General features: G+C 67.4%; 23 protein-coding genes. 7 read left to right on the top strand and 16 right to left on the bottom strand.

Annotated features, from left to right (window positions below; genetic code table 11):
• Positions 1–17: 17 nt before the first annotated feature.
• From B4K74_RS05450 to B4K74_RS05420, 7 genes are all read right to left on the bottom strand, one after another.
• Positions 18–386: a VOC family protein gene (locus B4K74_RS05450; RefSeq protein WP_286692087.1), complete on the bottom strand. Its 369-nt coding sequence runs from the start codon at positions 384–386 to the stop codon at positions 18–20.
• A gap of 38 nt (positions 387–424) precedes the next feature.
• Positions 425–1,924: a Ppx/GppA phosphatase family protein gene (locus B4K74_RS05445; RefSeq protein ID WP_286692086.1), complete on the bottom strand. Its 1,500-nt coding sequence runs from the start codon at positions 1,922–1,924 to the stop codon at positions 425–427.
• Positions 1,917–4,151: an RNA degradosome polyphosphate kinase gene (locus B4K74_RS05440; RefSeq protein WP_286692085.1), complete on the bottom strand. Its 2,235-nt coding sequence runs from the start codon at positions 4,149–4,151 to the stop codon at positions 1,917–1,919. The genes B4K74_RS05445 and B4K74_RS05440 overlap by 8 nt, the downstream gene beginning before the upstream one ends.
• A 44-nt stretch (positions 4,152–4,195) precedes the next feature.
• Positions 4,196–4,846 (bottom strand): DnaA/Hda family protein, encoded by a 651-nt coding sequence (locus B4K74_RS05435; protein WP_286692084.1) that lies wholly within the window; start codon positions 4,844–4,846, stop codon positions 4,196–4,198.
• Between the two features lie 118 nt (positions 4,847–4,964).
• Complete coding sequence (locus B4K74_RS05430; RefSeq protein WP_286692083.1) at positions 4,965–6,272, bottom strand: PepSY-associated TM helix domain-containing protein; 1,308 nt, start codon at positions 6,270–6,272, stop codon at positions 4,965–4,967.
• Positions 6,273–6,280: 8 nt separating this feature from the next.
• Positions 6,281–8,332: a TonB-dependent receptor family protein gene (locus B4K74_RS05425; RefSeq protein ID WP_286692082.1), complete on the bottom strand. Its 2,052-nt coding sequence runs from the start codon at positions 8,330–8,332 to the stop codon at positions 6,281–6,283.
• A gap of 71 nt (positions 8,333–8,403) precedes the next feature.
• Positions 8,404–8,796: a hypothetical protein gene (locus B4K74_RS05420; protein ID WP_286692081.1), complete on the bottom strand. Its 393-nt coding sequence runs from the start codon at positions 8,794–8,796 to the stop codon at positions 8,404–8,406.
• A 153-nt stretch (positions 8,797–8,949) separates the two neighbouring features.
• Here B4K74_RS05420 and aspS point away from each other — a divergent pair, with 153 nt between their 5' ends.
• Positions 8,950–10,791 (top strand): aspartate--tRNA ligase, encoded by a 1,842-nt coding sequence (gene aspS, locus B4K74_RS05415; protein WP_286692080.1) that lies wholly within the window; start codon positions 8,950–8,952, stop codon positions 10,789–10,791.
• A gap of 9 nt (positions 10,792–10,800) precedes the next feature.
• Here the strand turns inward: aspS and B4K74_RS05410 are convergent, their stop codons facing one another.
• Both B4K74_RS05410 and B4K74_RS05405 read right to left on the bottom strand, forming a co-directional pair.
• Positions 10,801–11,775, bottom strand: coding sequence for a pentapeptide repeat-containing protein (locus B4K74_RS05410; protein WP_286692079.1), 975 nt, complete (start codon positions 11,773–11,775; stop codon positions 10,801–10,803).
• 62 nt (positions 11,776–11,837) lie between these two features.
• Complete coding sequence (locus B4K74_RS05405) at positions 11,838–12,350, bottom strand: pentapeptide repeat-containing protein (RefSeq protein ID WP_123286691.1); 513 nt, start codon at positions 12,348–12,350, stop codon at positions 11,838–11,840.
• Positions 12,351–12,499: 149 nt separating this feature from the next.
• Between B4K74_RS05405 and B4K74_RS05400 the strand changes: the two genes are divergently transcribed.
• Together B4K74_RS05400 and B4K74_RS05395 are read left to right on the top strand one after the other, a co-directional pair.
• Positions 12,500–12,910: an NADH:ubiquinone oxidoreductase subunit NDUFA12 gene (locus tag B4K74_RS05400; RefSeq protein ID WP_123286690.1), complete on the top strand. Its 411-nt coding sequence runs from the start codon at positions 12,500–12,502 to the stop codon at positions 12,908–12,910.
• A complete protein-coding gene (locus B4K74_RS05395; protein ID WP_286692078.1) occupies positions 12,907–13,608 on the top strand; it encodes a DUF2155 domain-containing protein in 702 nt (233 codons plus the stop codon). Before B4K74_RS05400 ends, B4K74_RS05395 begins: the two co-directional genes overlap by 4 nt.
• On the opposite strand, the gene aat is transcribed toward B4K74_RS05395, so the two are convergent.
• Genes aat through aroQ form a run of 4 tightly spaced genes read right to left on the bottom strand, consistent with a single transcriptional unit; the run spans position 13,575 to position 16,616 of the window.
• Positions 13,575–14,243, bottom strand: a complete 669-nt coding sequence (gene aat, locus B4K74_RS05390; protein ID WP_286712058.1) for a leucyl/phenylalanyl-tRNA--protein transferase — start codon at positions 14,241–14,243, stop codon at positions 13,575–13,577. The genes B4K74_RS05395 and aat overlap by 34 nt on opposite strands.
• Before the next feature lie 20 nt (positions 14,244–14,263).
• A complete protein-coding gene (gene accC / locus B4K74_RS05385) occupies positions 14,264–15,619 on the bottom strand; it encodes an acetyl-CoA carboxylase biotin carboxylase subunit (protein WP_286692077.1) in 1,356 nt (451 codons plus the stop codon).
• A gap of 4 nt (positions 15,620–15,623) precedes the next feature.
• Entirely contained in the window at positions 15,624–16,127 is a 504-nt protein-coding gene (accB, locus tag B4K74_RS05380) for an acetyl-CoA carboxylase biotin carboxyl carrier protein (protein ID WP_123286686.1), read from the bottom strand.
• Positions 16,128–16,154: 27 nt separating this feature from the next.
• Positions 16,155–16,616: a type II 3-dehydroquinate dehydratase gene (aroQ, locus tag B4K74_RS05375; RefSeq protein WP_123286685.1), complete on the bottom strand. Its 462-nt coding sequence runs from the start codon at positions 16,614–16,616 to the stop codon at positions 16,155–16,157.
• A 192-nt stretch (positions 16,617–16,808) separates the two neighbouring features.
• Here aroQ and B4K74_RS05370 point away from each other — a divergent pair, with 192 nt between their 5' ends.
• Genes B4K74_RS05370 through B4K74_RS05360 form a run of 3 tightly spaced genes read left to right on the top strand, consistent with a single transcriptional unit; the run spans position 16,809 to position 18,750 of the window.
• Positions 16,809–17,660, top strand: a complete 852-nt coding sequence (locus tag B4K74_RS05370) for an ion transporter (RefSeq protein ID WP_286692076.1) — start codon at positions 16,809–16,811, stop codon at positions 17,658–17,660.
• Positions 17,661–17,717: 57 nt separating this feature from the next.
• Complete coding sequence (gene thiS / locus B4K74_RS05365) at positions 17,718–17,915, top strand: sulfur carrier protein ThiS (protein WP_123286893.1); 198 nt, start codon at positions 17,718–17,720, stop codon at positions 17,913–17,915.
• A gap of 52 nt (positions 17,916–17,967) precedes the next feature.
• The gene (locus B4K74_RS05360) at positions 17,968–18,750 is read left to right on the top strand and encodes a HisA/HisF-related TIM barrel protein (RefSeq protein WP_286692075.1); all 783 of its coding nucleotides are present in this window, start codon (positions 17,968–17,970) and stop codon (positions 18,748–18,750) included.
• Here the strand turns inward: B4K74_RS05360 and B4K74_RS05355 are convergent.
• The 3 genes from B4K74_RS05355 to B4K74_RS05345 form a co-directional block, all read right to left on the bottom strand.
• Positions 18,747–19,574, bottom strand: coding sequence for a DsbA family protein (locus B4K74_RS05355; protein ID WP_286692074.1), 828 nt, complete (start codon positions 19,572–19,574; stop codon positions 18,747–18,749). The two genes, B4K74_RS05360 and B4K74_RS05355, sit on opposite strands and share 4 nt — an antisense overlap.
• A gap of 7 nt (positions 19,575–19,581) precedes the next feature.
• Positions 19,582–20,997 (bottom strand): M48 family metalloprotease, encoded by a 1,416-nt coding sequence (locus B4K74_RS05350; protein ID WP_286692073.1) that lies wholly within the window; start codon positions 20,995–20,997, stop codon positions 19,582–19,584.
• Positions 20,998–21,138: 141 nt separating this feature from the next.
• A complete protein-coding gene (locus tag B4K74_RS05345; protein ID WP_286692072.1) occupies positions 21,139–23,682 on the bottom strand; it encodes an Rne/Rng family ribonuclease in 2,544 nt (847 codons plus the stop codon).
• Between the two features lie 479 nt (positions 23,683–24,161).
• Here B4K74_RS05345 and B4K74_RS05340 point away from each other — a divergent pair, with 479 nt between their 5' ends.
• Positions 24,162–25,403 carry an N-acetylmuramoyl-L-alanine amidase gene (locus B4K74_RS05340; protein ID WP_260155127.1) on the top strand — a complete coding sequence of 414 codons (1,242 nt, stop codon included), beginning with the start codon at positions 24,162–24,164 and terminating at the stop codon, positions 25,401–25,403.
• Positions 25,404–25,477: the final 74 nt, after the last annotated feature.

The following is a 25,477-nucleotide window of genomic DNA, read 5'->3' as shown; positions in this document are numbered from 1 at the left end:
CTTCTTGGAAACGACAGCTAGGCGGGGGGCGCCGCTGCGGGCTCCCACAGCTCGATGGGATTGCCCTCGGGATCGTGGATGCGGGCAAAGCGACCGACCTCTGGTGAGTCCCACTCGGCCTTGGTCAGGACGTCGATGCCCGCGGCCTTCAGCGAGGCGATCAGGCCGTCCAGATCATCGACGCGCAGGTTCAGCATCCCGCGTTTGTCGGCGGCGAAATAGTCGCTGTCGGCCTTGAACGGCGCAAAGACCGTGGGTCCCGCCTGCTGGTCCCAGATGAAGACGCCCGGTGGGGCGCCGACGCCCAGATGCGTCAGATACCATTCGGCCAGACCCTCGGGGTTATCTGATCTGAAGAAGAAGCCGCCGATGCCGGTGACTGCCATGGGTGTCCCTCCCTGTTCCGGTCCGGACCGTGCCCGGCTCAGTCGCCGCAGACAAGGTCGAGCGTATCGGCCAGGGATTTCAGACGCCTGCGCGTCTGTTCGCCCAGCAGCATGTCGGCGTAGCCATCTGCAGGCGTCAGCGTCAGGGTGCCGTCATCGATCGCGAGGCGCGCACCGGCCAGCAGCTGGGGCGCGCGGCCGGACAGGTCACAGGCCAGCCGGATCGCCTGGCCCAGGGCCCTGGCGTGGCGGCGGCCCTCCTCATCCAGCAGGCGGTTGATGACGTCGGGCTGGGGCGTAGCGGAGGGTCCGCCATAGCGGGCATTCAGCGCGCAGGCGAGGAAGGCCCGCTCGGCGTGGGTCTGGCCCGGGACCGGTGCGCGCAGCACCTGCTCGAACACCAGTTCGACCCGGTGATCCGGATGCAGCCGGGCGCCGAGGTCGCACAGGTGACAGGCGGCAGTGGTTAGTGTGCGGTCGCGCTCGCGCCCAAAGGTCTCGGGCAGCGCCGGCAGGACCGGGTCGATCCACGCCTGAACGGCGCCCGGCAGCAGGGGCGAGATCCCCTGACGCGCGCCCCATGTGGTGCAGCCGGCGATCAGCGGGTCGCTGGCCAGATGTTCGGCGGAGAGCGCTTCCTGCAGCAAGCCTTCGCGCAGACCCCAGGCCGAAAACTCGACGGTCTTGAGTGCCAGCTTCTCGATCAGGGCCTCGAGCACCAGGGCGGCATAGGGCAGGGTCTCGGCCCGCCGGCGCGACACCCCCGGCGTCCGGTCCAGCGAGGTCCGCGACTGGCGCGACACGAACCGCGCCACGTCGCGGGCATCGTCGGCGGTCATGGTGTATTGATGGACGATCTGCAGCGGATAGTCGGACATGGCCATGTGCAGCTGGGCGATGCTGCGCCAGGCGCCGCCGACCGCGTGCAGGGTCGGGGTCTCGAAGTCCGCGGTCTTGCCCTTCAGGCGCTTGTCGATCCTGGCGCGCAGCTTTTTGGCGTCGAACTCGCTGTCGTCCGCGAGCGAGAAAGGGCCGAGCGGCAGGGTGATGCCCTGGCCGACCTCGCCCTTGCCGAGCCGGATCAACTCCAGACTGGCGCCGCCCATGTCGGCGGCGACGCCCTCGGCGGTCGGATGGCCGGCCAGAACGCCCCGGGCGGCATAGCGGGCCTCATCCTCGCCCGACAGGACGCGAACGTGAAAGCCGGTCTCGGCCGCCACCCGCTCACAGAAGGTGACGCCATCCTCGGCCTCACGCACGGCGGCGGTGGCGGCAATGAAAACATGCTGGGGGCGCACCCCCTCGATCACGGCGGCGAACCGCCGAAGCGCCGGCAGGGCCATGGCCACGCCCTCTTCCGAAAGGCGACCGGTCTGCGGGAGGTCGCGGCCCAGACCCGCCAGCACCTTTTCGTTGAACACGGTCCAGATGGCGCGGCCTTCCAGCCGGTACAGCACCAGACGGACCGAGTTGGAGCCGATGTCGATCACCGCCGCATCGGCGGACGCCATGGCCGTGGCCGGTAAGGGCTCAGGCATCCGGACGATCGTAGCGCAGCGTGGCCGGCAGGGTCTTCACCTTGCTGCCGCGTCCCGACAGGCTGGGATTGGTCATGAAATAGCGGTGCGCCGAGAAGGGCCGCTCAGGATCGGCGGGCTTGAGCCGGCGGTAGTTGCCCTCCGAATCCAGCTCCCAGCTCTGGGCATCATCCTTGAGGTTGGCGACCATGATCTGGTCCAGAACCTGATCGTGGACGGTGGCGTTCAGCACCGGGGCCATGACCTCGACCCGGCGGTCCAGATTGCGATTCATCCAGTCGGCCGAGGAGATATAGACCTTGGCCCGGTCATTAGGCAGGTCGCGCCCGTTGGCGAAGGCGACGATGCGGCTGTGCTCGAGGAACCGGCCGACGATCGATTTGACGCGGATGTTCTGGGACAGGCCCTTCACGCCCGGTCGCAGGCAGCAGATGCCCCGGATCACCAGATCGATGCGCACGCCCGACTGGCTGGCCCGGTACAGGGCGTCGATGATGTCGGGATCGACCAGCGAGTTCATCTTGGCCCAGATAGCTGCGGGCTTGCCGCGTGCCGCCGCCGATATCTCCTTTTCGATCAGGGCGATCAGGGTCGACTTCATATTGAGCGGAGAGACGACCATCTCTTCCATGTCGTCGGGCTGGGCGTATCCGGTGATGTAGTTGAACACCCGGTTGGCATCGCGCGTCAGGGCCGGCTGGCAGGAGAACAGCGACAGGTCGGTATAGATGCGCGCCGTCACCGGGTGATAGTTGCCGGTGCCCACGTGGCAGTAGGAGCGCAGGGTGTCGCCCTCGCGGCGAACTACCACACTGAGCTTCGAGTGGGTCTTGTACTCGACGAAGCCGAACACGACGTGCACGCCGGCCCGCTCCATGGCCCGGGCCCAGCGCAGGTTGGCCTCTTCGTCAAAGCGCGCCTTGATCTCGACAACGGCGGTGACGTTCTTGCCGTTCTCGGCGGCCTCGATCAGGGCCGCGACGACGGGACTGTCGCGCGAGGTGCGGTAGAGCGTCTGTTTGATGGCGATGACGTTGGGGTCGCGTGCCGCCTGACGCAGGAACTGCACCACCACATCGAAGCTCTCGAACGGGTGGTGGATCAGCATGTCCTTCTCGCGGATCGCCGCAAAGACATCGCCCCCGTGGTCGCGCACCCGCTCGGGATAGCGTGGCTCATAGCCGGGGAATTTAAGGTCGGGATGCCCGCCCGGGATCAGGTCGGAGACCTGGGCCAGGCCCAGCATGCCGTCGACCATCACCACGTCCTGCGGCTGGGCGTGCAGTTCGCGGGTGATGAAGTCGCGCAGATCGTCCGGCATGGACGCCTCGATCTTGATCCGCACCACCGAGCCCATGCGCCGCTGCTTCAGCGCCTCCTCGAACTCCATGACCAGATCTTCGGCCTCTTCCTCAATCTCGATGTCGGAATCGCGGATCAGGCGGAAGGTGCCGCGCTCCAGCACGTCGCAGCCGGGGAACAGGTGGTCGATGAAGAGCATCAGCAGGCTCTCCAGCGTCACATAGCGGGTGCGGCCCTTGGTCGAACGGCCGTCGGTAGCCAGCGGCCAGAAGCGTTTGACCTGGGTCGGGACCGGGACCAGCGCATACAGAATCCGGTTGTCTCTCCGCCGCCTCAGCTTCAGCGCCAGCGAAAAGCCGAGGTTCGGCAGGAAGGGAAAGGGGTGGGCCGGATCGATGGCCATCGGCGTCAGGATGGCGAAGAGCTGGTTCAGGAATTCGGGCTCCAGCCGCTCGCGCTCGGTCTTCGTGGCGCGGCTGGCGTCGATCACCTCGATGCCCGCTTGTGCCAATTCGACCTTCAGCTTGCGCCAGCGCTTCTGCTGGTGGGCCATCAGCTCGCCGGCGGCTTCATTGACCCGCTCCAGCGCCTGGGCGGGCGTCAGGCCGTCGGCCGACAGCACCCGCACCCGCTCGCGCACCTGACCCTTCAGCCCGGCGACGCGGGTCATGAAGAACTCATCTAGATTATTGGCCGAGATCGACAGAAAGCGCAGGCGTTCCAGCAGCGGATGGGCCGGGTTCGACGCCTCTTCCATGACCCGGCCGTTGAAGGCCAGCCACGACAGTTCGCGATTGATGAACCGCTCGGGCGAGGCCATCAGCGATTCGGACAGTTTGAGCTGGGGCGCGCGCGACGAGGGCACGACCTCGCCGACGGCCTGATCGGTGATGGAGGACAGTTCGGGGGAAGGCGTTTCCGTCATGATGTGGTTCTGGCCCGTGCGAATGACAGCCGCAACCTTCGATCTCACTCCGGGGCGAACAGGTCGCCGCTTTCGTCCAGAACCTTGCGCGCCAGAGCCCGGGTGACCGGGGCGTGGGCCTGATCCAGCAGGTCGACGATCCGCTCGACGCTGTCGGCCGACCGGTCGACACGCCGGATCAGATAGTCGATCACATCGTCGGCCGGTTGCAGGCTGCGTTCGGCAAAGCGGGCCCGGAACATGGCCGCGAGCACGGCATCGTCCGGCGGCTGGATGCCAAGAACCAAAAGGCCATTCAGGCGCGACTTCAGATCGGGCAGCTCCACCGGCCACGATCCGGGCGGGTCGCGGGAGACCAGCAGCAGAGATCCTCCCGGCGCCTGGGCCAGGTTCAGCAGGTGGAACAGGGTCTCGTCATCGACGGTTTGGGCGGCATCCAGCAGCAGGGGGCGACCCTCCAGCTCCAGCGGGTCCGCCAGTGCCACCTCCATGCCGTGAAAGGGCAGGGCGCCGACACGCTCGGCCCACAGGCGCGCCAGATGGCTCTTGCCCGAGCCTGGGGGGCCATGGAGGGCTGCAGCCCCGCCCAGCGTCGTGGGCCAGCCCTGAAGCGCCTCATGCGCCGCCGCATTCGACGCCGAGAGCACAAACGCCTCCTCGTGCCCGCTCAGGCCGCGCCGGAGGGGCAGTCGCATCTGGCCGGGCCTGTCCGGGGAAGCTGTCATGCCGCTGACATATCAGAACCCGGCCCAAAGCCATCAAGGCCCCCTGTGGTCAGGGGGGACAAGCGCGCCCGCCTGTGGATGAACCGGCTCAGCGCCGGGGCCTGAGTCCTCGCCAGGCCGCCTCAAGGCCGAGTGCCGCCAGCAGCGACAGGCCGGTGAGCGGGAAGATCACCCCCAGCGGCACGACAATCCCCAGCACGGCCGCGCGGGCCCGGGGGTCGGTCGGCCGGGGCGGAGCGGTCAGGCCAGCACCTCTCGGCCGCCGCTTCCACGCCATCAGCCCGCCGCTGATCCCCAGCACCCAGATGCCGATACAGCCGAACAGCATCAGCAGCCGGTTGATCTCGCCGTACTGCATGCCCTGGTGAACGGCGATGCCCCACTCAAACGCCTTGGCGCCGCCGCCGAACTGTTCCCAGCGCAGGTCACCCACCACCTGCCCGGTCATGCCGTCGACGTAGAGGCTGCGGGCGTCCTCGGCCTGTCGGGTCAGGCGCGCGATGGAGAAGGCCAGCGACGGGTCCTCCGGGATCGACACCGTATAGGGCTGGCCCACGCCCTCGGCCTCGGCGGTGGCGATCACCCGCGACAGGATGCCGGGACCTTCGGAGGGCGCGTGCAGGACCGCGTGCTCCATTGTCCAGCCGGTGCCGGATGGGGCGTTGTGACCCTTGCCGTGGCTCCAGGCGCTGGCGGCGGCCGGAGCGGGGGGCCGCCCCAGACCGCTCTCGCGCATCACATTGAGGAATTTGTCGCCCCAGACCGCCGACCAGGGCATGCCGGTCAGGGAGAGGAACAGGATGATCCCCCCGGCATAGAGACCGGTCACCGCATGGGTATTCCGCCAGAAGGGCCGCCGGGCGGGATCGCCGGGGCGGGGCAGGGCGACGGCCACGTCGCGGCCCTTGCGCGGCCACCACAGGAACAGGCCGGTGGCGACGAGGATGATGGCCCAGCCCGCCACAATCTCGACCAGGATGTTGAAGGGCTTTCCGAGCAGTTCGAGGCTGTGCAGCTTTTTGACGACCTCCATCACCCCCTGTCCCCCGACCGTGCCGGTCACCTGGCCGGTGTACGGATCGACAAAGGCGGTGCGCTCGCCCTGTTCCGTGCGGACGCGAACCTGTACGGCGCGGTCCGGGCGGTCCGGGACCACGACGGCCGCAGCCGTGCCGCCGACCGCCTGTTCAGCGGCCTGTCGCCATTGATCGGGCGAGGTGCGGGCCTCGCGGACCTCGACGGTGGCCAGCGAGCGGTATGCGACGCCCTCGATCTCGGCCTTGTAGAGATAGAGGCCGCCGGTCAGGGCCATCAGCATCAGGAACGGCAGGACGAACAGCCCGGCATAGAAATGCCAGCGCCAGACAGCGCGGAAGGCGTCGGAAAGGGGGCTCACATGATTCATCACAGGCTGATCCTCAGGCCAATGAACAGCGAGCGGCCCTCGCCGGGCATGAAGACGGCGGTCGAGGCCGTGCGCGCGTCGGTGACGGCGCTGATCTCGCTGACATAGCGTTCGTCCGTCAGATTGCGGGCGTCGACGAACAGGGTGGTGCCGTTGTCGAAATCCCAGCCGCCGTTCAGGCCCCAGATGGAAAAGCCCGGCGCCTCGAGCGTGTTGGCATAGTCGACCCAGACGTCGCTGATGCGCCACTCGACCGTGGGGGTGACGAACAGGCCCGACGGATGCCGCCAGGTCAGCTCGGCCCGGTACTGGTGCTCGGGGACGACCGGCAGGCGGTTGCCCTCCCACAGCACATCATGGTCGAAGTAGAAGTCGTTGTAATTATAGATCTGGCGCAGCACGGCGGTACCGCCCCCCGGGGCGACCGGCAAGGTCCATTCCAGCCCGGCCTCGAGGCCCTGGTGGAGGGTGCGATCTCCGTTGAAGGTCGCCGCCGGGATGTCCGGGCCGGTGATGTAGTTCAGGATCTCGCCGTCGATCTGACTGCGATAGAGGGTGACGTCCCAGGCCAGGGCGCCCCGGCGGCCACGGGTGCCGATCTCGGCGGTCCAGGCATCCTGGATGTCGACGGGCGAGAAGCCGGCCAGCGGCGCCTGCACCAGGGCGCCGTAGGTCGGCGGTTCGACCGAGCGGGTGACGTTGGCATAGACCTGCACGCCGTCCTCGCTCTCCCACAACAGGCCGAGGCGCGGCGAGAACCAGTCCCAAGTGATGCCGTCGTTATTGGCGGCGTTGCGCCGGTCGACATAGTCGCGCGTGGCCCGGCCGTACGATCCCCCGGCCACGAGGGCGAGGCGGTCGGTGACGAACAGCCGGCCCTCGGCAAATACATCCAGCCCCGTGGCCTTCTGCAGATTGTCGGCGGTCAGGGCCCCGGCCATGCCGCCGACGTTGACATAGCGCTGGCCGTCCACCTCGCCATCGCGATAGCTGAGGCCATAGAACAGGTCGGCGCGCATGCCGCCGATCTGACCGGTCCAGTCGAACCGCCCGAACAGGCCTGTCGTTTGCGAGTCCGTGTTGACCACCTGAAAGATCGGGTGCCACAGATCCTTCCGCCAGCCCCAGACGGCGCCCTCGAACACGGTCGAGTCGTCGAGGCGCCAGCGGGTCTGCAGCGTCAGCCGCTTGACGGTCAGGTCGCGGGCCTGATCGCCGGCGATGGCGCTCGCACTGGCCATTTCGGGGGTGTTCAGCGCCTGCGTCAGGGTCAGGGCGCCCGGCAGGTCCTGCTGGATGTCACCGGCCTGAAAGACCAGCCGCACCTCCCGGTCCTCGCCGAACGACCGGCCGAGGTTGAGGGTCAGCCGTCCCTGCGACTGTTCGGCGTGATCGCGGTATCCGTCGGACTCCATGCCCGAGATGGCGGCATAGAGGTCCCAGTCGCCCCACTGGCGGGCCATGGCAAACTGGGCGCGATAGCTGTCGAATGAGCCGCCTTCGACGCGCAGCTGGTTGTCAAAGGTGGCGGTGCGCCCGGTCACAGACACAATATTGACCGCCCCGCCCAGCTGGGCCCCGCCGAAGCGCAGGGTGTTGGCACCCTTGTAGACCTCGATGTAGCGGGCGCTCAGGACGTCGATGGCCTGAAAGTCGGAAAAGCCGTCAGCGTCGGCAAAGGGCACGCCGTCCTGGGCGAACAGGACGCCGCGCTGGTGGAAGCCCTGGGCGATGCCCGAGCCCCGGATCGACAGGCGGGCCTCCTCGCCATAGCGCTTCTGGGCCAGCACGCCGGGCACATTGCGCAGGGTGTCGTAGAAGCCTTGGGCGAAGCGGTCCTCAAAGGTCTCGGCCGCGACGACCGACACGGCGCCCGGGGTACGCGACAGGCGGGTGCGGGCTTCGGCGACCACAGGGGGATCGTCCGAATTGCGGGTGCCGGTGACGATGATGGAATCGACCGTGGTCTCGGTCGGGTCCTGGGCGAGGGCAGGGGTGGCCACGCAGGCCAGGGCCACCACGGACGTGGCGGCAAGCAGTCGGGTTTTCACGCGGAAATATCCTGAAAAGAGTCACGGGGGCGCACAGCCGGATTTGGCCTGCGCGGGCAGGTGAGACGTCTTCAGGCGTGAGGTGGGGCGGTCGCGGGCGGCTTGGGCGAATGGCGGAAGGCCGGCCGGGCGGTCTCCGGCAGGGGCGCGGGAGCGGTGGCGCGGGGCTCGACCGGCGGCGTCGTGAGGATGGCAGGGGGCACATCGACCGCCTGCAGGCCCGACAGCAGGGCCATGGCGCAGGTGAGGCTGGCGCGGTCGTCGTCATCCACCGGCACCGGGTGACCGTCGGCATCGAAGGCGACGCGGACAATCTGGCCCGAGCACAGCTGCACCGGGGTGTCGGTGGCGGTCGAAGCGGCGACGGCGGAGGGCAGCAGGCTGGCGAACACGATGGCGAAGGTCGCGGCCAGAATGGCCAGCGCCCGCGTCAGGCTGATCTCATCGGTCGGTTCGCGCGTCACGCCTTCCCTATGCTACATTGTAACGCCCGCGAAAAGCCCCTTCCGACAGGCGGTGTGGCGCAGACCGGATCACCCGCACGCTTGACTTTCAGCGGCGATAATGCGCCCTTCCGCCCTCCCGAATTCTCCCCCTTTGACGACCGATCCAGACCCATGGCCGAGACGCATCTTTATCGTACCCACACCTGCGGCGCCCTGCGCGGCGACGATGCGGGCAAGACGGTCCGTCTGTCGGGCTGGGTCCACCGCAAGCGCGACCACGGCGGCCTGCTGTTCATCGACCTGCGGGACCACTACGGCCTGACCCAGCTGGTGCTGCACCCCGAGACGCCGGGCTTTGAGGCGGTCGAGCGCCTGCGGGCCGAAAGCGTCATCCGCGTGGACGGCGAGGTCGTGGCCCGCTCGGCCGAAACGAAGAATGCCAACCTGCCGACCGGCGAGATCGAGATCCAGGTCAAGGCCGTCGAGGTCCTGTCGGAAGCCGCCGAACTGCCCCTGCCGGTGTTTGGCGAGCCGGAATATCCGGAGGAGCTGCGCCTGAAGCACCGCTACCTCGATCTGCGCCGCGAGACCCTGCACAAGAATATCGTCCTGCGCTCGAAGGTGATCAGCTCGATCCGCCGCCGGATGGTCGATCAGGGCTTCCTTGAGTACCAGACCCCGATCCTGACGGCCTCCAGCCCCGAAGGTGCGCGCGACTTCCTCGTGCCGTCGCGCCTGCATCCCGGCAAATTCTACGCCCTGCCGCAGGCCCCGCAGCAGTTCAAACAGCTGCTGATGGTTTCGGGCTTCGACCGTTATTTCCAGATCGCGCCGTGTTTCCGCGATGAAGACCTGCGTGCCGACCGCTCGCTGGAATTCTACCAGCTGGACGTCGAGATGAGCTTCGTCACGCAAGAGGATGTTTTTGCGGCCATCGAACCGGTCATGCATGGCGTGTTCGAGGAGTTCGCCGACGGCAAGCCGGTGTCTCCGATCGACCAGCCCCAGACCTTCACCAACGACTTTGGCCAGACGCTGGAGCACAAGGGCTTCGAGCGCCTGACCTACGAACAGTCGATGAAGTGGTACGGTACCGACAAGCCGGACACCCGCAACCCGATCAAGATGCAGGACGTGTCGGACCACTTCCGCGACGGCGGCTTTGGCCTGTTCAACAAGATCCTCGGTGCCGACCAGAAGAACGCCGTCTGGGCCATCCCGGCCCCGACCGGCGGCTCGCGCGCCTTCTGCGACCGCATGAACAGCTGGGCCCAGGGCGAGGGCCAGCCCGGCCTCGGCTACATCTTCTGGTCCGACGACCAGCAGGCCTGGGGCGGGCCGATCGCCAAGAATCTGGGTCAGGAGCCGACCGACGCCCTGATGACCGCGCTGGGTCTGGGCAAAGGCGACGCCGCCTTCTTCGCCGCCGGCCTGCCGTCGGTCTTCGCCAAATTCGCCGGTCTGGCCCGCACCCGCGTGGCCACCGAGCTGAAGCTGATCGACGAGGCCCAGTTCAAATTCTGCTGGATCGTCGACTTCCCGATGTTCGAATGGTCCGAGGAAGAGAAGAAGGTCGACTTCAGCCACAACCCCTTCTCCATGCCGCAGGGCGGGCTGGAGGCGCTGGAGACCCAGGATCCCCTGACCATCCGTGCCTATCAGTACGACATCGTCTGCAACGGCTATGAGCTGTGCTCGGGCGCCATCCGGAACCACAAGGCCGAGATCATGCTGAAGGCCTTCGAGATCGCCGGCTATGACGCCTCGGTGGTCGAGGACCAGTTCGGCGGCATGCTGAACGCCTTCCGCTATGGCGCGCCGCCGCACGGCGGTCTGGCCCCCGGCATCGACCGGATCGTCATGCTGCTGGCTAACCAGACGGCCATTCGCGAGGTCATCGCCTTCCCGCTGAACCAGCAGGGCGAGGATCTGCTGATGAACGCGCCGACCGAGGCCGCCGAGCGTCAGCTCAAGGACGTCCACATCCGGACGGCACCGCCGATCAAGGTCTGATATCCGGGCCTAGCGCCCCGCGACCACCACGCGGGGCGGGGCCGGCGGCCGGGGCGCGGCCGGGGGCTGGACCCGCGACAGGTTGCGGCAGCTGCGTCCGGTCAAGCCGCCCGGCAGGCGGGTCGAGGAGTCGGCACAGGCTTCGCTGATCTGGGACTGGGTCAGGCCGCGCGACAGGCTGAGGTCGGTGCTGCGAATATCGGTCCGGTCCAGCGAGGCGCCGGTGAAGTCGGCCCGCGAGAACGATCCGCCGGTCAGTCGCGCCCCGTTCAACTCCGCGCCGCGGAAATTTGCCCCGGCAAAGTTGCCGTTCGACAGGTTTGAGGCCGTGACCTCGGCATTGCGGAAATCGGCCCCGCGCGCATTCACATTGGCCAGGGTGACGCCGAACAGCTCGGCCCCGCTCAGATTGGCCCGCACCAGAATGGCGCCGTTCATATTGGCACCGCCCAAGGCCGCACCGGACAGATTGGCCCCGGACATGTCGGCCCGGACAAACACCGACCCGAGGCCCTCGACACCGTCGAGGCGCGCGTCGGTGAAGACCGCCCCTGTGAAATTGGCGGCGACCAGCGTGGCCCCGCGAAGGTCGGCCCGGGTGAAGTCGGCGCCCGAGAAGTTCGAGCCGACCAGCTCGGACCCGCGCAGGTCCGTTTCCACCAGAGTGGCGCCAATGAAGGTGGCGGCCGTAAAGGTGGCGCCGGACAGGTTGCGACCGGACAGCTCGCAGCGATGGCAGGTGCCGCCCAGCGAGACCACGCGGGCGACGTCCGGATCCTGCGGGTAAATCTGGAAGGTGCCGTCCTGGACCGGCAGCACGTCCTGGATCTGGCGCGTGAAGCGCGACTCCTGACGGCCCGTGTGGGCATCGGTGTCCCCGGCGCGCGCCGTCGTGGCGACGAGGGCCGTCAACAGGGCCAGTCCGACCAGGGCGGTCCGACCGCTCGGCTCAGGCTTCGCAAAGGGGATCACAAGACTTTTCACGCCTTCTCCATGCCGTCATTGCCCACAAATCCCTACTTAATTCGCCGTAAGGATGGAGACCATCAGCAGGCGGGAATGCGAAGCGATCCCGGCAGGCGGGTGGCCGCGTCTCCGCAGGCCCGGTCCAGCTGGCGCTGGGTCAGTCCGGTGGCGCCCTGCATCTGTGCGCCGGAGAAATTCACGCCGTCCAGTCGGGCTCCGGAGAAGTCGGCGCCTTCCAGAAAGGTCCCGACGAAACTGGCGTTGGTCAGATTGGCCCCGCCGAATCGGGCGCTGGAAAACACGGCCCCATAGGCGTCGACATCGCGCAGGTCCGCATTGGTGAAGCGCGTCCGGTTCATCACGGACAGGCTGAGGTTCGCCTGACGCAGCCGCGCCCCGGACAGGTTCAGACCGCGCGCCTCCATGTAGGAAAAGTCGCCCTGGAACAGGTTGCAGCCCGGGCAGCTCTGGCCCGCCCTGACCCGCGCGATCTGGCTGGCGTTCTGGGCCAGGGCCGGTTCGGGCAGGGCGGCGGCCAGCACCAGAATGACGGCGGACAGCCCGAGGGCGGTGGCGAGGAATGGTCGGGTCATCAAGGGCGTCCCAGGCGGTGATAGGTCGCGCCCCGCCTTGCAAGTTTCGCGCCGCGACGAGAGCCTCGGCATGGGACGATCCACCGCTGGACGCGCCCGGTGCCGGTTCGTATGATGCCACCGGCGCGCACAGGTCCGCGCCTTCTGTCATGACTGGGTTCCGAGACGTGCTGGCCAAACTGTTTTCCTGGTGGAGTGGTGCGACGATCGGCACGCTGTTCACAGTGGCCAAGCGCGGTCGTCTGGTTGGAACGGACGCCCTGGGCAACCGCTATTACGAATCGCGCGACACCCAGAGCTATGACGGGCGGCACCGGCGCTGGGTGATCTATGAGGGCTATGCCGAGGCGACCAAGGTGTCGCCCGACTGGCACGGCTGGCTGCACTACACCTTTGACGAACCGCCGACCGAGGACGCCCTGCACCGCCAGAGCTGGGAAAAGGACCATATGCCCAATATGAGCGGGACGCCCATGGCCTGGCGTCCGCCGGGCTCGGTCCTGACCGAGGGCCAGCGCCCCGCCGCCACCGGCGACTATGAGGCCTGGAAGCCCGAATGAAGCGCCCGGCCCGCATCCTGGGACTGGTTGTGGCCGCCACCATGGCGGTGGGCGGGGTCGGTGTGACCGCCGCACTGAACGACCGCCCCGAGGACGCGCGCCCGATCCAGGACCCGCCGGCCAATCCCGCCCCGGCCCAGGACCCGGCTCAGACCAATAGCCTCGGCCCGACCGAGACTGCGCCCAATGCCCAGCCGGCCCCGGCCGCACCCGTGCCCGTTCCGCCGACGCCCGAGGAAAGCACCGCCGCCCTGAATCGGGCCCGGCAAGGCGAGGCTCTGAACGAGATCGCGCCCCCCGCCGAGGAAGAGGACGAGGAAGAAGAGGTCGAGGTTGTCCAGGCTCCGACCGAACCCGAAGGACCTCCGCCCCCGCGCCAGCGCCGCCGCGTCGCCGTGGTCCAGGCGGTCGACAAGGTCACGGCGGAATCGATCCGCTTCGAGGTCGAGGTCGGCGGACGCCCGGTCGCCTTCAAGCGCGAGCTGATCTTCCGGGTGCGGGCCTGCGAGGTCTCGACCGAGGGAGAACGCGATCAGGAAGCGGCTGGCTATCTCGAAATCAGCCTGCAACCGCGCGGCGTGATCACCGGGGCCGAGCCGCGTCAGCTGTTCCGGGGCTGGATGTTCGCCTCATCGCCGGGCCTCGGCGTGCTGGAACACCCCGTCTATGACGCCTGGCTGGTCGACTGCCGCGCATAGTCCAGGGCCTGCTGGCCCGTCATCTCCGCCTTGAATGCCGCCATGTCGGGCGCCCGCTCCAACGCCGGCTGCAGCGCCCGCATGTAAAGCCGGTGCGGGGCGTCGACGATGTTGAACTGCTTCAGGTGATCGTTGACGAACTGGGCGTCCAGCAGGGCGAAGCCCGCCCGGTTGAGGCGCGCCACCAGATGAACCAGCGCCACCTTTGAGGCGTCGCGCTGGCGGGTAAACATGCTCTCGCCGAAAAACGCCCCGCCGATCTGTACTCCATAGAGCCCGCCCACCAGCGTATCGCCCGCCCAGCATTCGACGCTGTGGGCATGCCCGCGATCGTGCAACTCGGTGTAGGCCTGCTCGATGCGGCGGTTGATCCAGGTGTCCCACCGGTCACGGATGACCGCGGCGCATCCGGCGATGACACCGGGGAAGTCGCCGTTCACCCGCACGATGAGGTCCGTGTTGCGTACCGTCCGGGCGAGGCGCGTCGGGATGTGAAACCGGTCCAGCGGGATCACCCCGCGAAAGTGCGGGCGGATCATGACCAGGGCGTCGTCGTCCCGACTGTCCGCCATGGGAAACGACCCATGGCGATAGGCGTGCAGCAGATAGTCGGCGGTCAGCGCCTCCGGCTCGATGGGCGTGGAGACCGCCTCGCTCAGCTGGCCGGACCCTTCTGTCGCTTGGCCCAGTTCTCCAGCCAGTGAATGTCGTAATCTCCGGACAGGATATCGGGCTCGTTCAACAGCTTCTGGAACAGGGGAATGGTGGTGTCGATGCCGCCGACGACCATCTCGTTCAGGCTGCGCTTCAGCCGTGCGAGGCAGGCCTCGCGGTCGCGACCGTGCACGATCAGCTTGCCGATCAGGCTGTCGTAATAGGGCGGGATCGTATAGCCGGCATAGATGGCGCTATCCATGCGCACCCCCAGGCCGCCGGGCGCGTGATAGTCGGTGATGGTGCCGGGCGAGGGGGTAAAGGTCTCGGCATTCTCGGCATTGATGCGACATTCGATGGCGTGGCCGGTGAATTTCACATCGTCCTGGGTGAACGACAGTGGCTCTCCGGCGGCAATGCGGATCTGTTCGCGCACCAGATCGACGCCGGTGATCATTTCCGTCACCGGATGCTCGACCTGCAGGCGGGTGTTCATCTCGATGAAGAAGAACTCGCCGTCCTCCCACAGGAATTCGATGGTGCCGACACCGAGGTAACCGATGGCCGCGATGGCCTTGTTGACGGTCTCGCCGATGGCGACGCGTTCAGCCGCCGACAGGGCGGGCGAGGGGGCCTCTTCGAGGATCTTCTGGTGGCGCCGCTGCAACGAACAGTCCCGCTCGCCCAGATGCACCACATTGCCGTGGCTGTCGGCCACGACCTGAAGCTCGATATGACGCGGCTTCTGCAGGTAGCGCTCCATATAGACCGCGCCATTGCCAAAGGCGGCCTTGGCCTCGGACTGAGCCGTCTGGACGGCCTCGACCAGGTCGTCGGCGGTCAGGGCCACCTTCATGCCACGTCCGCCGCCGCCGGCTGCGGCCTTGACGATCAGGGGGAAGCCGATGGTCTTCGACGCCGCAATGGCCGCCTCGATGGTCTCGACCTCGCCCTTAGACCCAGGCACGCAGGGAATGCCGGCATCCAGCACCGTCTGCTTGGCCGTGATCTTGTCACCCATGATGCGGATGTGCTCGGCCTTGGGCCCGATGAAGGTCATGCCGTGGGCCTCGACGATCTCGGCGAAACGGGCGTTTTCCGACAGGAATCCATAGCCGGGGTGGATCGCCTGGGCACCGGTGATCTCGGCTGCCGCGATGATCGAGGGAATGTTCAGATACGACTTGGCGGCCGGGGCCGGGCCGATGCAGACGCTTTCGTCGGCCAGCCGCACCCACATGGCGCCACGGTCGGCTTCCGAGTGCACGGCCACGGTGGAGATGCCCATCTCCTTGCAGGCACGGTGGATCCGCAGGGCGATCTCACCCCGGTTGGCGATCAGGACCTTGCTAAACACCGGCTCAGGCCTCGAGCAGGACGAGGGGTTCGCCGAACTCGACCGGCTGGGCGTCGCCCACCAACACATCCGCGACCACGCCGTCGCGCGGGGCCTGGATCGGGTTCATCGTCTTCATGGCTTCGACGATCAGCAGGGTCTGGCCCTTCTTCACCTTGTCGCCGATGTTCACAAACGGCGGAGCCTCGGGCGAGGCCTGCAGATAGACGGTGCCGACCATCGGCGACTTCACCTCTTCGCCCGAGCGGGCGACGATGGTGGCCGGATCGCTGGGCATCGGCGCGGCGGGCGCGGCAGCGGCTGCGGGGGACGGGGCGGCCGCCGGTGCAGGGGCCGCGGCATAGGTGACGGGGCCGGCCGCGACCGTCAGCTCGCGCGCCACGCGGATCTTCAGTTCACCGCGCTCGACCTCGATCTCCGAGAGCTCGGTTTCCTTCAGGATGTCCGCCAGCTGGCGAACCAGGGTGGTGTCGATCTCGGCGTCGTTCGGCAATTTCTTCACAGCCATAGGGGAAGGGACCTTCTTGTTCATTCTTCAACGAGCCGCGACGTCAGCGCGTTCCTGCGCCAGCCGGAGCGCGGCCTTGACCGCCAGCTCGTAACCATGGGGGCCAAAGCCCGAAATGACGCCGGTTGCCACCAGCGAGACATAGGAATGGCGCCGGAACTCCTCCCGCGCCGCCGGATTGCTCAGATGGCACTCCACGACCGGAATGTCCAAGGTCTTGAGCGCATCCAGCAGGGCAATCGAGGTGTGGGTGAAGGCCGCCGGGTTGATGACCAGCGCCCGCGCGCTGCTCCGGGCCTCATGAATCCATTCGACCAGCTGACCTTCGTGGTTCGACTGGCGAAAGACCACCGGCACGTCGCCTGCCGCCGCCTCGCACAGGGACTGGATGTCAGCCAGCGTCTCGCGACCATAGATGTCCGGCTCACGCTCTCCCAGCAGGTTGAGGTTCGGGCCGTTCAGAACGTGGAGGGCGAGGGTCTCGGGCATTGCGCTCATGAAAAGGGCGGTCCGACCGGAATCGGACCTGCCTTTTAGCCGAGGCGGGGCGGTTATCAAACCGCGCGCGTGAAAGATTGCCCCTGCGGCAACCGGCGCGGCAGAGCGCGTCGTCCGGGCCTCTGGCGTCCCCTTTCGGAATGCGGCAAGGGGGCGGGCAAATCCCCTCCGCCGGAGACTGCCTTGGACCGCCTCAGACAGATTGTGACGTCGCCCCGGACCGAGCGATTCATTCTCGCCCTGATCATCCTGAATGCGATCACCCTGGGGCTGGAGACCAGCTCGTGGGTCATGGACCGCATCGGCCCGGTGCTGCTGGTGCTGGACAAGATCGTGCTGGCCATCTTCGTGGTCGAGGTGGTGGCCCGCATCGCGGTGCACCGGCTGGCCTTTTTCAAGGACCCGTGGAGCCTGTTCGACTTCGGCGTCGTGGCCATCGCCCTGGTGCCGGCGGCCGGCCCGTTCTCGGTGCTGCGCGCCCTGAGGATCCTGCGCGTGCTGCGCATGATCACCATTGTGCCGTCGCTGAAGCGGGTGGTCGGCGCCCTGATCAGCGCCCTGCCGGGCATGGGCTCGATCGTGCTGCTGATGGGGCTGATCTTCTATGTGGCCTCGGTCATGGCGACCAAGCTGTTCGGGGCGGATTTCCCCCAGTGGTTCGGCTCGATCCCGGCCTCGGCCTATTCCCTGTTCCAGATCATGACGCTGGAGAGCTGGTCGATGGGCATCGTCCGGCCGGTGATGGAGGTGCATCCCTACGCGTGGATGTTCTTCGTGCCCTTCATCCTGTGCACCACCTTCACCATGCTGAACCTGTTCATCGGCATCGTCGTCAACGCCATGCAGGCCGAGCACGAGGAAGAGGCCAAAGCCGAGCGGCACAAGCTGGAAGAGGACCTGCGTCTGGCCAGCGAGGAACGCCAGAAGGCCCATGCCGAGGACGTCGCCGACATGGCGGCCCTGCGCGGCGAACTGGCCGAGCTGAGACAGGCCATGACTGATCTCACCACCAGCCTGACGCGCCGCCCCGGCTAGATGGAAGCCGCGCCCCTGTGCTAGGCGGGCGGCCTGCCGAGGAAGGACGCTGCCGTGCTGCATATCCAGGTCAATGGCGAAGACCGCAACGTCACCGCGACCACCCTGACCGCCCTGGTCGAGGAACTGGGCCTCGACCCGCGCAAGGTCGCCATCGAGCGCAACCTCGAGATCGTGCCGAAGTCCCTCCACCCCACCACCACCCTGACCGACGGCGACCGCATCGAAATCGTCCAGTTCGTCGGCGGGGGGTGAATTTCGCTTCACGCCTCTTTTGCCGGGTGCGCGGGAGGCCTAGGTGTCGCCCATGACTGATCCACACTCCGACACCTGGACCGTTGCCGGTCGCACCTTTTCTTCGCGGCTGATCGTGGGGACCGGCAAATATGCCGACTATGCCCAGAACGCGGCGGCGGCCGAGGCGGCGGGGGCGGAGATCGTCACCGTGGCCCTGCGACGGGTGAATCTGTCCGATCCCAGCCAGCCGATGCTGGTCGATCATGTGAAGCCCGACCGCTTTACCTATCTGCCCAATACGGCCGGCTGTTTCACCGGCGAGGATGCGGTCCGCACCCTGCGGCTGGCGCGCGAGGCGGGCGGCTGGAATCTGGTCAAGCTGGAGGTGCTGTCGAATACGCCGCACCTCTATCCCGACATGCCCGAGACGCTTCGCGCGCTGGAGCTGCTGGTCAAGGACGGCTTTGACGTCATGGTCTATTGCACCGATGACGTGGTCATGGCCCGCCATCTGGAAGAGGCCGGCGCCGCCGCCATCATGCCCGCCGCCGCCCCGATCGGTTCGGGTCTGGGCATCCAGAACCGGGTCAATGTGCGGCTGATCGTCGAACAGGCCAAGGTGCCGGTGCTGGTCGATGCCGGGGTGGGCACGGCATCGGATGCCACCATCGCCATGGAACTGGGCTGCGACGCCGTGCTGATGAACACCGCCATCGCCGAGGCGAAGGACCCTATCCGCATGGCGCGCGCCATGAAGCATGCGGTGATCGCGGGGCGCGAGGCCTATCTGGCCGGGCGCATGCCCAAGCGCCGCTACGCCAGCGCCTCGTCGCCGCTCAGTGGGCTGATCTAGCGGGCCGCTGCGATGGCCTGGGCGATGGCCGCGGGGGCATTGCTGGCGCTGGCCCGGCCGTTGATGAAGAAGGTCGGCGTGCCGTCCATGCCGACCGCGCCGGCCCCCGCCTGAACATCCGCCAGAATGCGGCTGACCGACGGGGCGTTCAGGGCCGCGCCGTCCGGGCCCGTGTCGACACCGTTCTCGGACAGGATGCGGTCGATGACTTCGTGCGACAACGCGCCCTCGGCCATCAGGGCCTGATGGACGGCCAGATACTTGCCCTGGCTGTGGGCGACCAGAGCGGCGCGCGCCGCGTGCTGTGAGACGGTGCTGGTGCCGGCATCCAGGATCGGCCATTCGCGGAACACGAAACGGACGTCGGGATGGGCGCGCATCAGCTCCATCACACCGGGTGCGGCCGTCTTGCAGTACGGGCAGCGGTAATCGAAATATTCGACGACGGTCACCGCCGCGTCGGGCGGACCGAACACCGGCTCGCCCGGCCCGGGCTCCAGCACCTGGGGCAGGGCGGCGATGCCTGCGTTCAGCCGCTCGATCCTCTGGCTGGCGGCCTGCTGGTCGCGGGCCTGAACCATTTCGTCGAGGATCTGGGGGTTTTCGACCAGATAGGTTCGCACACGGGTCTCAAAGCCACCGCCAAAGTTGGCCCAGGCCGCCAGACCGAGCGCGATCACGGACACCGCCACCGCGGCCTGCACGCCATAGCGAGCCAGCCAGCCGGGTTGCGGAACCGGCGTGGGAGCCGGAGACGGCTGGACGGCCTCAGGCGCAGGCTTGCGCGCGGCGCGGCGCTTGGGGGCGGGCGGTGTGTCGGTCATGCGGGCTCTAGTTCACGGGTTCCGGAGGCAGGACCCCTGTTGGGCGCCTCGCCGTCGATTCGTCCAGCACCCGCAGATCATCCATGGTCGCTCCGGAGGCGAGGATGATGTCCATGGCGCGCCGCCATTCCATCGAGCCGGGCTCCAGCATGTCGCGGGCGCGCAGGGCGAACTGGGTCGCCTGATCAACCTGACCGATGGCGTAATGGTATTCGGCCGAGGCCAGCCGCGCCTCGCCCTCACGCCCCAGCTGGGAATAGGCCTGACCCAGCAGGCGCCAGGCCATGGGGTTGTCGTGCTCCAGCACCGTGGCCTGTTTCAGCTCGGTGACAGCCCGTTCCAGCAGGTCATCATCGCGCGATTCCAGCAGGGCGTGGCCCAGATTGATCCGCAGCAGCGGCGCGTCCGGCATGAGCTCGACCGAGCGCTGGTGCGCCTCGATGGCCTCGACCGGACGGCCTTCCTCGAAATAGATCTGGCCCTTCAGCTCCCAGAAGAAGGGGTTGTCGGGCTGTTCCTCGATCAGGGCGTCCACGGCAGCCAGCGCCCGGTCGGTCTGACCGTCGCGGAACCAGGCGATGGTCCGCGCATAACGGGCGGGCAGGGAGGTGTCGCTCTCGGGATATTCGCGCAGGGTAATGCCCGGATGATCCATGAAGGCGTGTATCTTGGCGATGATCAGGGCGTGCTCCGCCATCCGCTCAGGGCTGTCGACCTCGTCGTAATAGGGGGAGGACTCGACCGGGCCGCGCAGGTTCTCGATGCGGCGCGAGGACAGGGGGTGGCTGCGGAAATAGGGAAAGCGGCGGGCTTCGGAGAAGACTTCCTGCGAGCGGAAATTCTCGAAGAATTCGATCAGGCCCCGACCGGAAAGACCAGCTGACTCCAGTGCTCGGGCGGCGGTGATATCGGCCTCGCCCTCCTGGCTCTGCATATACCGAAGCGCACCCAGGGTGCCAAAATACTGGCTGGAGGCCACCAGCATGGCGGCGGCGTCCGGCGCACCGGCCACGGCGGCGAGCGCGCCCAGCGCCATGGTCATCAGAAACGGCTGCATGCCCGCGTTCTGCACCCCGTCGCGCAGGGTGTGGCGGTTGCGGATGTGGCCGCCCTCATGGGCGATGACGCCCAGCAGTTGGTTGGGATTGTCGGTCTCGAGGATCAGGCCGGTGTTCAGCCCCATGATCCGGCCGCGCGTGGCAAAGGCGTTCAGCGACGGATCATTGACCAGCAGGATGGTCATCTCGTCCGGCTCCAGACCCATGGCCGTGAACACCGGCGCGGACCAGTTGTGGATGATCCCCTCGATCTCCGTGTCACGGATGATGCTCTGGGCCTGGGCATGCGCCGGCAGCGCCAGCAGCGCCGCGATGGCGACAGCTACACCGGTGATGCGGGAAACAGATCGCTTAAGCCAGCTCAAGGTACGCTCCTGTCCGACGGCGACCGGCCCGGTCACCCTTTTCCGGGATCGTCATTGGTCGCCGGGCGACAAGGCCAAACAATGGCCGTCCCGCCCGGCATGACCGGTCACCGTGATCATCCCCCATGATGGGGCGTCAGGTCAAAGGCGCCACCACCCGCGCTTGGGCTTGGGCGGAGGGGCCGTGATCTGGTTCGGGTCGCTGGCCAGGATTTCCTCGACATCGACCGTCTTGCGCGCGGAAGCAGGCTTGCTGACGACGACATCGTCCGCAGGTTCCTCGGCAACAGGTGCCGGTTCACCAGGGGCCTCCGGTTCGACCGGCGTCGGCGGCAGGGTCGTCTCGGCTTCGACCTCGACGGGGACCTGATCGTCCGTGGCTTCGGTGACGACCTTACGACGCACGCGGCGGCGTTTCGGAGCGGGCTCGACGTCCGCCGTTTCCGTCACAGGCACCGACGTTTCCGCCTCGGCCGAAGCGGTGACGGCGGTATCGACCGGCTCTTCGTCGATCATGCCTTCATTGGCGGCGCGAGCCTCGGCGCGCGGGCTGGCCTCGTCGGAACCGGTCCGATCCCGTCCGCGTCCACGACGGCGACGACGGCGACGGCCACCGCCCTCGCGTTCGCCTTCGTTCTCGCCGTCATCATTGGCAGGATGGCTGTCGGCCTTGTCAGCCTGCACAGGCCGGGGCTCGGTCGAGTCCGTATCAGCATGGGGGTTCAGCGGATCGAACCAGACATAGGGGTCGGTCAGCGAGGGTGTGCGACCGCGCACCCAGTTGAAGCCGTCCCGTTCGCTGTCCTCGCGGACGCGACGTCCGCCGCGACGACCCCGACGGCGGCGGCGGCCCCCGTCCTCGCTGTCGTCGTCCGAGGCCTCCGGAGCCGGGGCGCGCTGACGGCCCCGGTCGCGCGGTGCGCGGTCTTCCTGAACGGTTTCGTCGGCATCCTCGGACGCGACGTCGAAGTCCTCATCCTCGTCTTCGTCCTCATAGTCCTCGTCAAAGGCCAGATCGTCGACCGGCATGTCATCGACCGGCAGGGCATCGGCCTCGGGGGCGACGAACTCGGGATCCGTGGTCAGCCGCTCGATGGCATAGTCGCCCGGTGCCAGGCTCTCGTCGACCGAGACCATAACCACCACGCCGCGCATCCGCGCCATGGCGTCCAGATAGGCGCGCTTGTGATTCAGGATGTACAGGGCTGCGTCCAGCGGCACTTTCAGGCCGATGGTCCCGGCACCATTCTTGCCGGCTTCGATATCGACGCCGCGCAGCATCATCAACGCCGCCGACTCCGCCGAGCGAACCCGTCCGGCGCCCTGGCAGTGCGGGCAGACCTCGGTGGCCCCCTCGATCACGCCCAGACGACGACGCTGGCGGCTGATTTCCATCAGGCCAAAGTCCGAGATACGGCCCATCTGGATGCGGGCGCGATCCTTGGCCAGCGCATCCTTCATGGTCTTTTCGACCGACCGGTTGTTCTTCGACTCATCCATGTCGATGAAGTCGATGACCACCAGCCCGGCCAGATCGCGCAGCCGCAACTGGCGCGCAGCCTCGACGGCGGCTTCCAGATTGGTCTTGTAGGCTGTCTGCTCGACGTTGCGTTCCTTGGTCGCGCGGCCCGAGTTGACGTCGATGGCGACCAGCGCCTCGGTCTGGTTGATCACCAGATAGCCACCGGACTTCAGCGGCACCGTCGGCTGGTGGATCTGGGTCAGCAGATCCTCGATGCCGTGGGCGGCGAACAGCGGCTTGGAGCCGGTATACAGGTGCACCTTCTTCGCATGGGCGGGCATCAGCACGCGCATGAAGTCGCGGGCCTGCTTCCAGCCCTCATAGCCCTCGACCTGGATGCCGTCGAAATCCTTGTCGAACATGTCGCGCACGGCGCGGCGGACAAGGTTTTCTTCTTCGTAGATCAGACTGGGCGCGTTCGAGCCCAGGGTGGTCTCGCGGATCGTCTCCCACAGTCGCAGCAGATATTCATAGTCACGCTTGATCTCGGCCTTGGTGCGCTTGGCGCCGGCCGTGCGGATGATCAGGCCCATGCCCTTGGGCACGTCCAGTGCCGCTGCCGCCGCCTTCAGGCGCTTGCGATCCGTGGCCTGGGTGATCTTGCGCGAGATGCCGCCGCCCTTGCCGGTGTTGGGCATCAGCACGCAGTAGCGGCCGGCCAGCGACAGCCAGGTGGTCAGGGCCGCGCCCTTGGCGCCGCGCTCGTCCTTGACCACCTGCACCAGCAGGATCTGACGACGGCGGATAACGTCCTGGATCTTGTAGCGCCGCATCAGGCGCCGCTTCAGACGTTCCTCGTCGGCCAGCCCGCCTTCCGACTCACCGTCGTCGCTCTCGCGGCCCAGATCGTCGTGCTCAGAGTCGTCATCGGATGACGAATTGGACAACTCGGCCATGATCGCCTCGCGATCGGCGACCGGGATCTGGTAATAGTCCGGGTGGATTTCGTTGAAGGCCAGGAAGCCGTGGCGATTGCCGCCGTATTCGACGAAGGCGGCCTGAAGGCTGGGCTCTACCCGTGTGACCTTGGCCAGATAGATGTTGCCGCGAAGTTGGCGACGGGCGCGGGATTCAAAGTCGAATTCCTCAACCTGGCGCGCCTCTACGATGGCGACGCGGGTCTCCTCGGCATGGGCCGCGTCGATAAGCATTGTCTTGGACATGAAGGATCTTTCCTGGGCGCGCCGGTCCCCGCCCGTCGGGACGTGTCCCGACCGGTCGAGCGGCTCGCCTGAATGAATGAGGGGCATGGACCCGGATGAACCCCGCGCAGACGGTCAGGCCGTCGGCTGTGCGAACAGGTTCGATCTCCAGATTCGAGCGGGTCGAAAGGCCCATGGTCGTGCGTGTTCCTGAAACGCGGCCCGGTGGCTGCCAGACATCCCTTTCGTCGGGGGTCTTTCATCCGTGGGGCCGGTTCCGCCCTGTCGTCCGTCGGTCAGGCCGTGCGGGCGTCAGAAGGGTGGGATCGGGGCTGATGGCCGCACGGCCCGCACGAAACGGGCCGCGACCGCAGCACACAGACAATAGGCAGCCCGTGCGCGAATTGAAAGCGACTTGGCCTTAACGGAATCCACAGAGGCCTGTGTCAGGTGTGGCATCACCGAAAATCGGTCCTGTGAATACCTGCGGTTACGACAGAATGCGCGCGACACTGAAATTCGATCTGGCCCGGTGGGGGGCGAAGGAATGGGCCATGACCGCCCTGGCCCTTGTCGTGCTTTGCACCTTGCTGCTGACCGCCACGCGCGGGCTGGCTCTCGGAGCCGACGGCGATGTCCTGAGGGTGCGCTTCGGCGGGGATGCCCAGCGCACCCGCGTGGTCATTGATCTGGACGCCTCGACGCGCGGCACCCTCGTCGAGGCCGGAGGTAGCGGCCAACTGGTCGTCGATCTGGACAATATTCGCGCCGGTCGTGGCCAGAGCGGGCCGGGGATGGGGCTGGTGCGCACCTATCGCGTCGCCCAGGCCGGCAGCCGCTCGCGAATCGAACTGGCCCTGGCGTCGGGGGTCGAAGTCGAGCGTCGCTTCCTGCTGTCGCCCGGCGATGGCGTCGAGCACTATCGCTATGTCATCGATCTGAAGGCCACAGGCGAGGCGTCGACCGCCATGGCGACGCCGCCGCCCCGGGGCGCCGCCACACCGGCGCGTGGCCGGCGCGGGGATCAGCGGCCCCTGATCGTCATCGACCCCGGTCATGGCGGGCGAGACCCCGGCGCATCAGGCCAGCAGTCGCGCGAAAGTGCCATAACCCTTGCCGCCGGTCTGGCGCTCAAGGCTGAACTGGAGCGCACGGGCCGTTATCGCGTCCTCATGACCCGTTCGACCGATGTCTATGTCGGCCTGCCGCGCCGGGTCGAGATCGCCCGCGAGGCGGGTGCGGACCTGTTCATCAGCCTGCACGCCGACGCCGGGGCCGATCCGGCCACGCGCGGCGCCAGCGTCTATACCCTGTCCGAACAGGGCGCCGGGCGGGCCGTACGCGAGTTTACCGTTCGCGATGACTGGCACCGCGAGCTGCATCTGCCCGGCCAGGACCCGTCGGTGGACCGCATCCTGCTGGATATGACCCAGCGTTCGACCCAGAATCGCTCGGCCTGGTTCGCGCGGTCGCTGCTGGGCGAGATCGAGCGCACCGGCCACCCCATGCTGCGGCGCAGCCACCGTGATGCCGGTCTGGCGGTCCTGCTGGCCCCCGATGTTCCGGCGGTGCTGCTGGAGATGGGGTTCGTCACCAATCCTGAGGACGAACGCATCCTGCTGGACGAGCGCCGCCGTCGCGACCTCATGCGGGGCGTGGTGGCGGGCATCGACGCCTATTTCCAGGCGCTGCAAAGCCCGACCCGCTATGCCGGGACGCCACAGGCCGGTGGCACCCCCTGACCGGCCAATGCCCCGCCGTGACGTTACAGACCCTTTCGCGGGGCGGCGACGCGGGCTAAACCCTCAGGACAGGT

Origin of the sequence: Brevundimonas sp. UBA2503 (assembly GCF_002341485.1) — a bacterium.
Classification (GTDB): Bacteria; Pseudomonadota; Alphaproteobacteria; order Caulobacterales; family Caulobacteraceae; genus Brevundimonas; species Brevundimonas halotolerans.
This window is presented reverse-complemented; position numbering and strand designations above follow the sequence as displayed.

Coding starts and splice junctions, on each gene's coding strand:
- B4K74_RS05450 (WP_286692087.1), bottom strand. CDS start 386: ATGGCAGTCACCGGCATCGGCGGCTTCTTCTTCAGATCAGATAACCCC.
- B4K74_RS05445 (WP_286692086.1), bottom strand. CDS start 1,924: ATGCCTGAGCCCTTACCGGCCACGGCCATGGCGTCCGCCGATGCGGCG.
- B4K74_RS05440 (WP_286692085.1), bottom strand. CDS start 4,151: ATGACGGAAACGCCTTCCCCCGAACTGTCCTCCATCACCGATCAGGCC.
- B4K74_RS05435 (WP_286692084.1), bottom strand. CDS start 4,846: ATGCGACTGCCCCTCCGGCGCGGCCTGAGCGGGCACGAGGAGGCGTTT.
- aspS (WP_286692080.1), top strand. CDS start 8,950: ATGGCCGAGACGCATCTTTATCGTACCCACACCTGCGGCGCCCTGCGC.
- B4K74_RS05405 (WP_123286691.1), bottom strand. CDS start 12,350: ATGACCCGACCATTCCTCGCCACCGCCCTCGGGCTGTCCGCCGTCATT.
- B4K74_RS05400 (WP_123286690.1), top strand. CDS start 12,500: ATGACTGGGTTCCGAGACGTGCTGGCCAAACTGTTTTCCTGGTGGAGT.
- B4K74_RS05395 (WP_286692078.1), top strand. CDS start 12,907: ATGAAGCGCCCGGCCCGCATCCTGGGACTGGTTGTGGCCGCCACCATG.
- accB (WP_123286686.1), bottom strand. CDS start 16,127: ATGGCTGTGAAGAAATTGCCGAACGACGCCGAGATCGACACCACCCTG.
- aroQ (WP_123286685.1), bottom strand. CDS start 16,616: ATGCCCGAGACCCTCGCCCTCCACGTTCTGAACGGCCCGAACCTCAAC.
- B4K74_RS05360 (WP_286692075.1), top strand. CDS start 17,968: ATGACTGATCCACACTCCGACACCTGGACCGTTGCCGGTCGCACCTTT.
- B4K74_RS05355 (WP_286692074.1), bottom strand. CDS start 19,574: ATGACCGACACACCGCCCGCCCCCAAGCGCCGCGCCGCGCGCAAGCCT.
- B4K74_RS05345 (WP_286692072.1), bottom strand. CDS start 23,682: ATGTCCAAGACAATGCTTATCGACGCGGCCCATGCCGAGGAGACCCGC.
- B4K74_RS05340 (WP_260155127.1), top strand. CDS start 24,162: ATGCGCGCGACACTGAAATTCGATCTGGCCCGGTGGGGGGCGAAGGAA.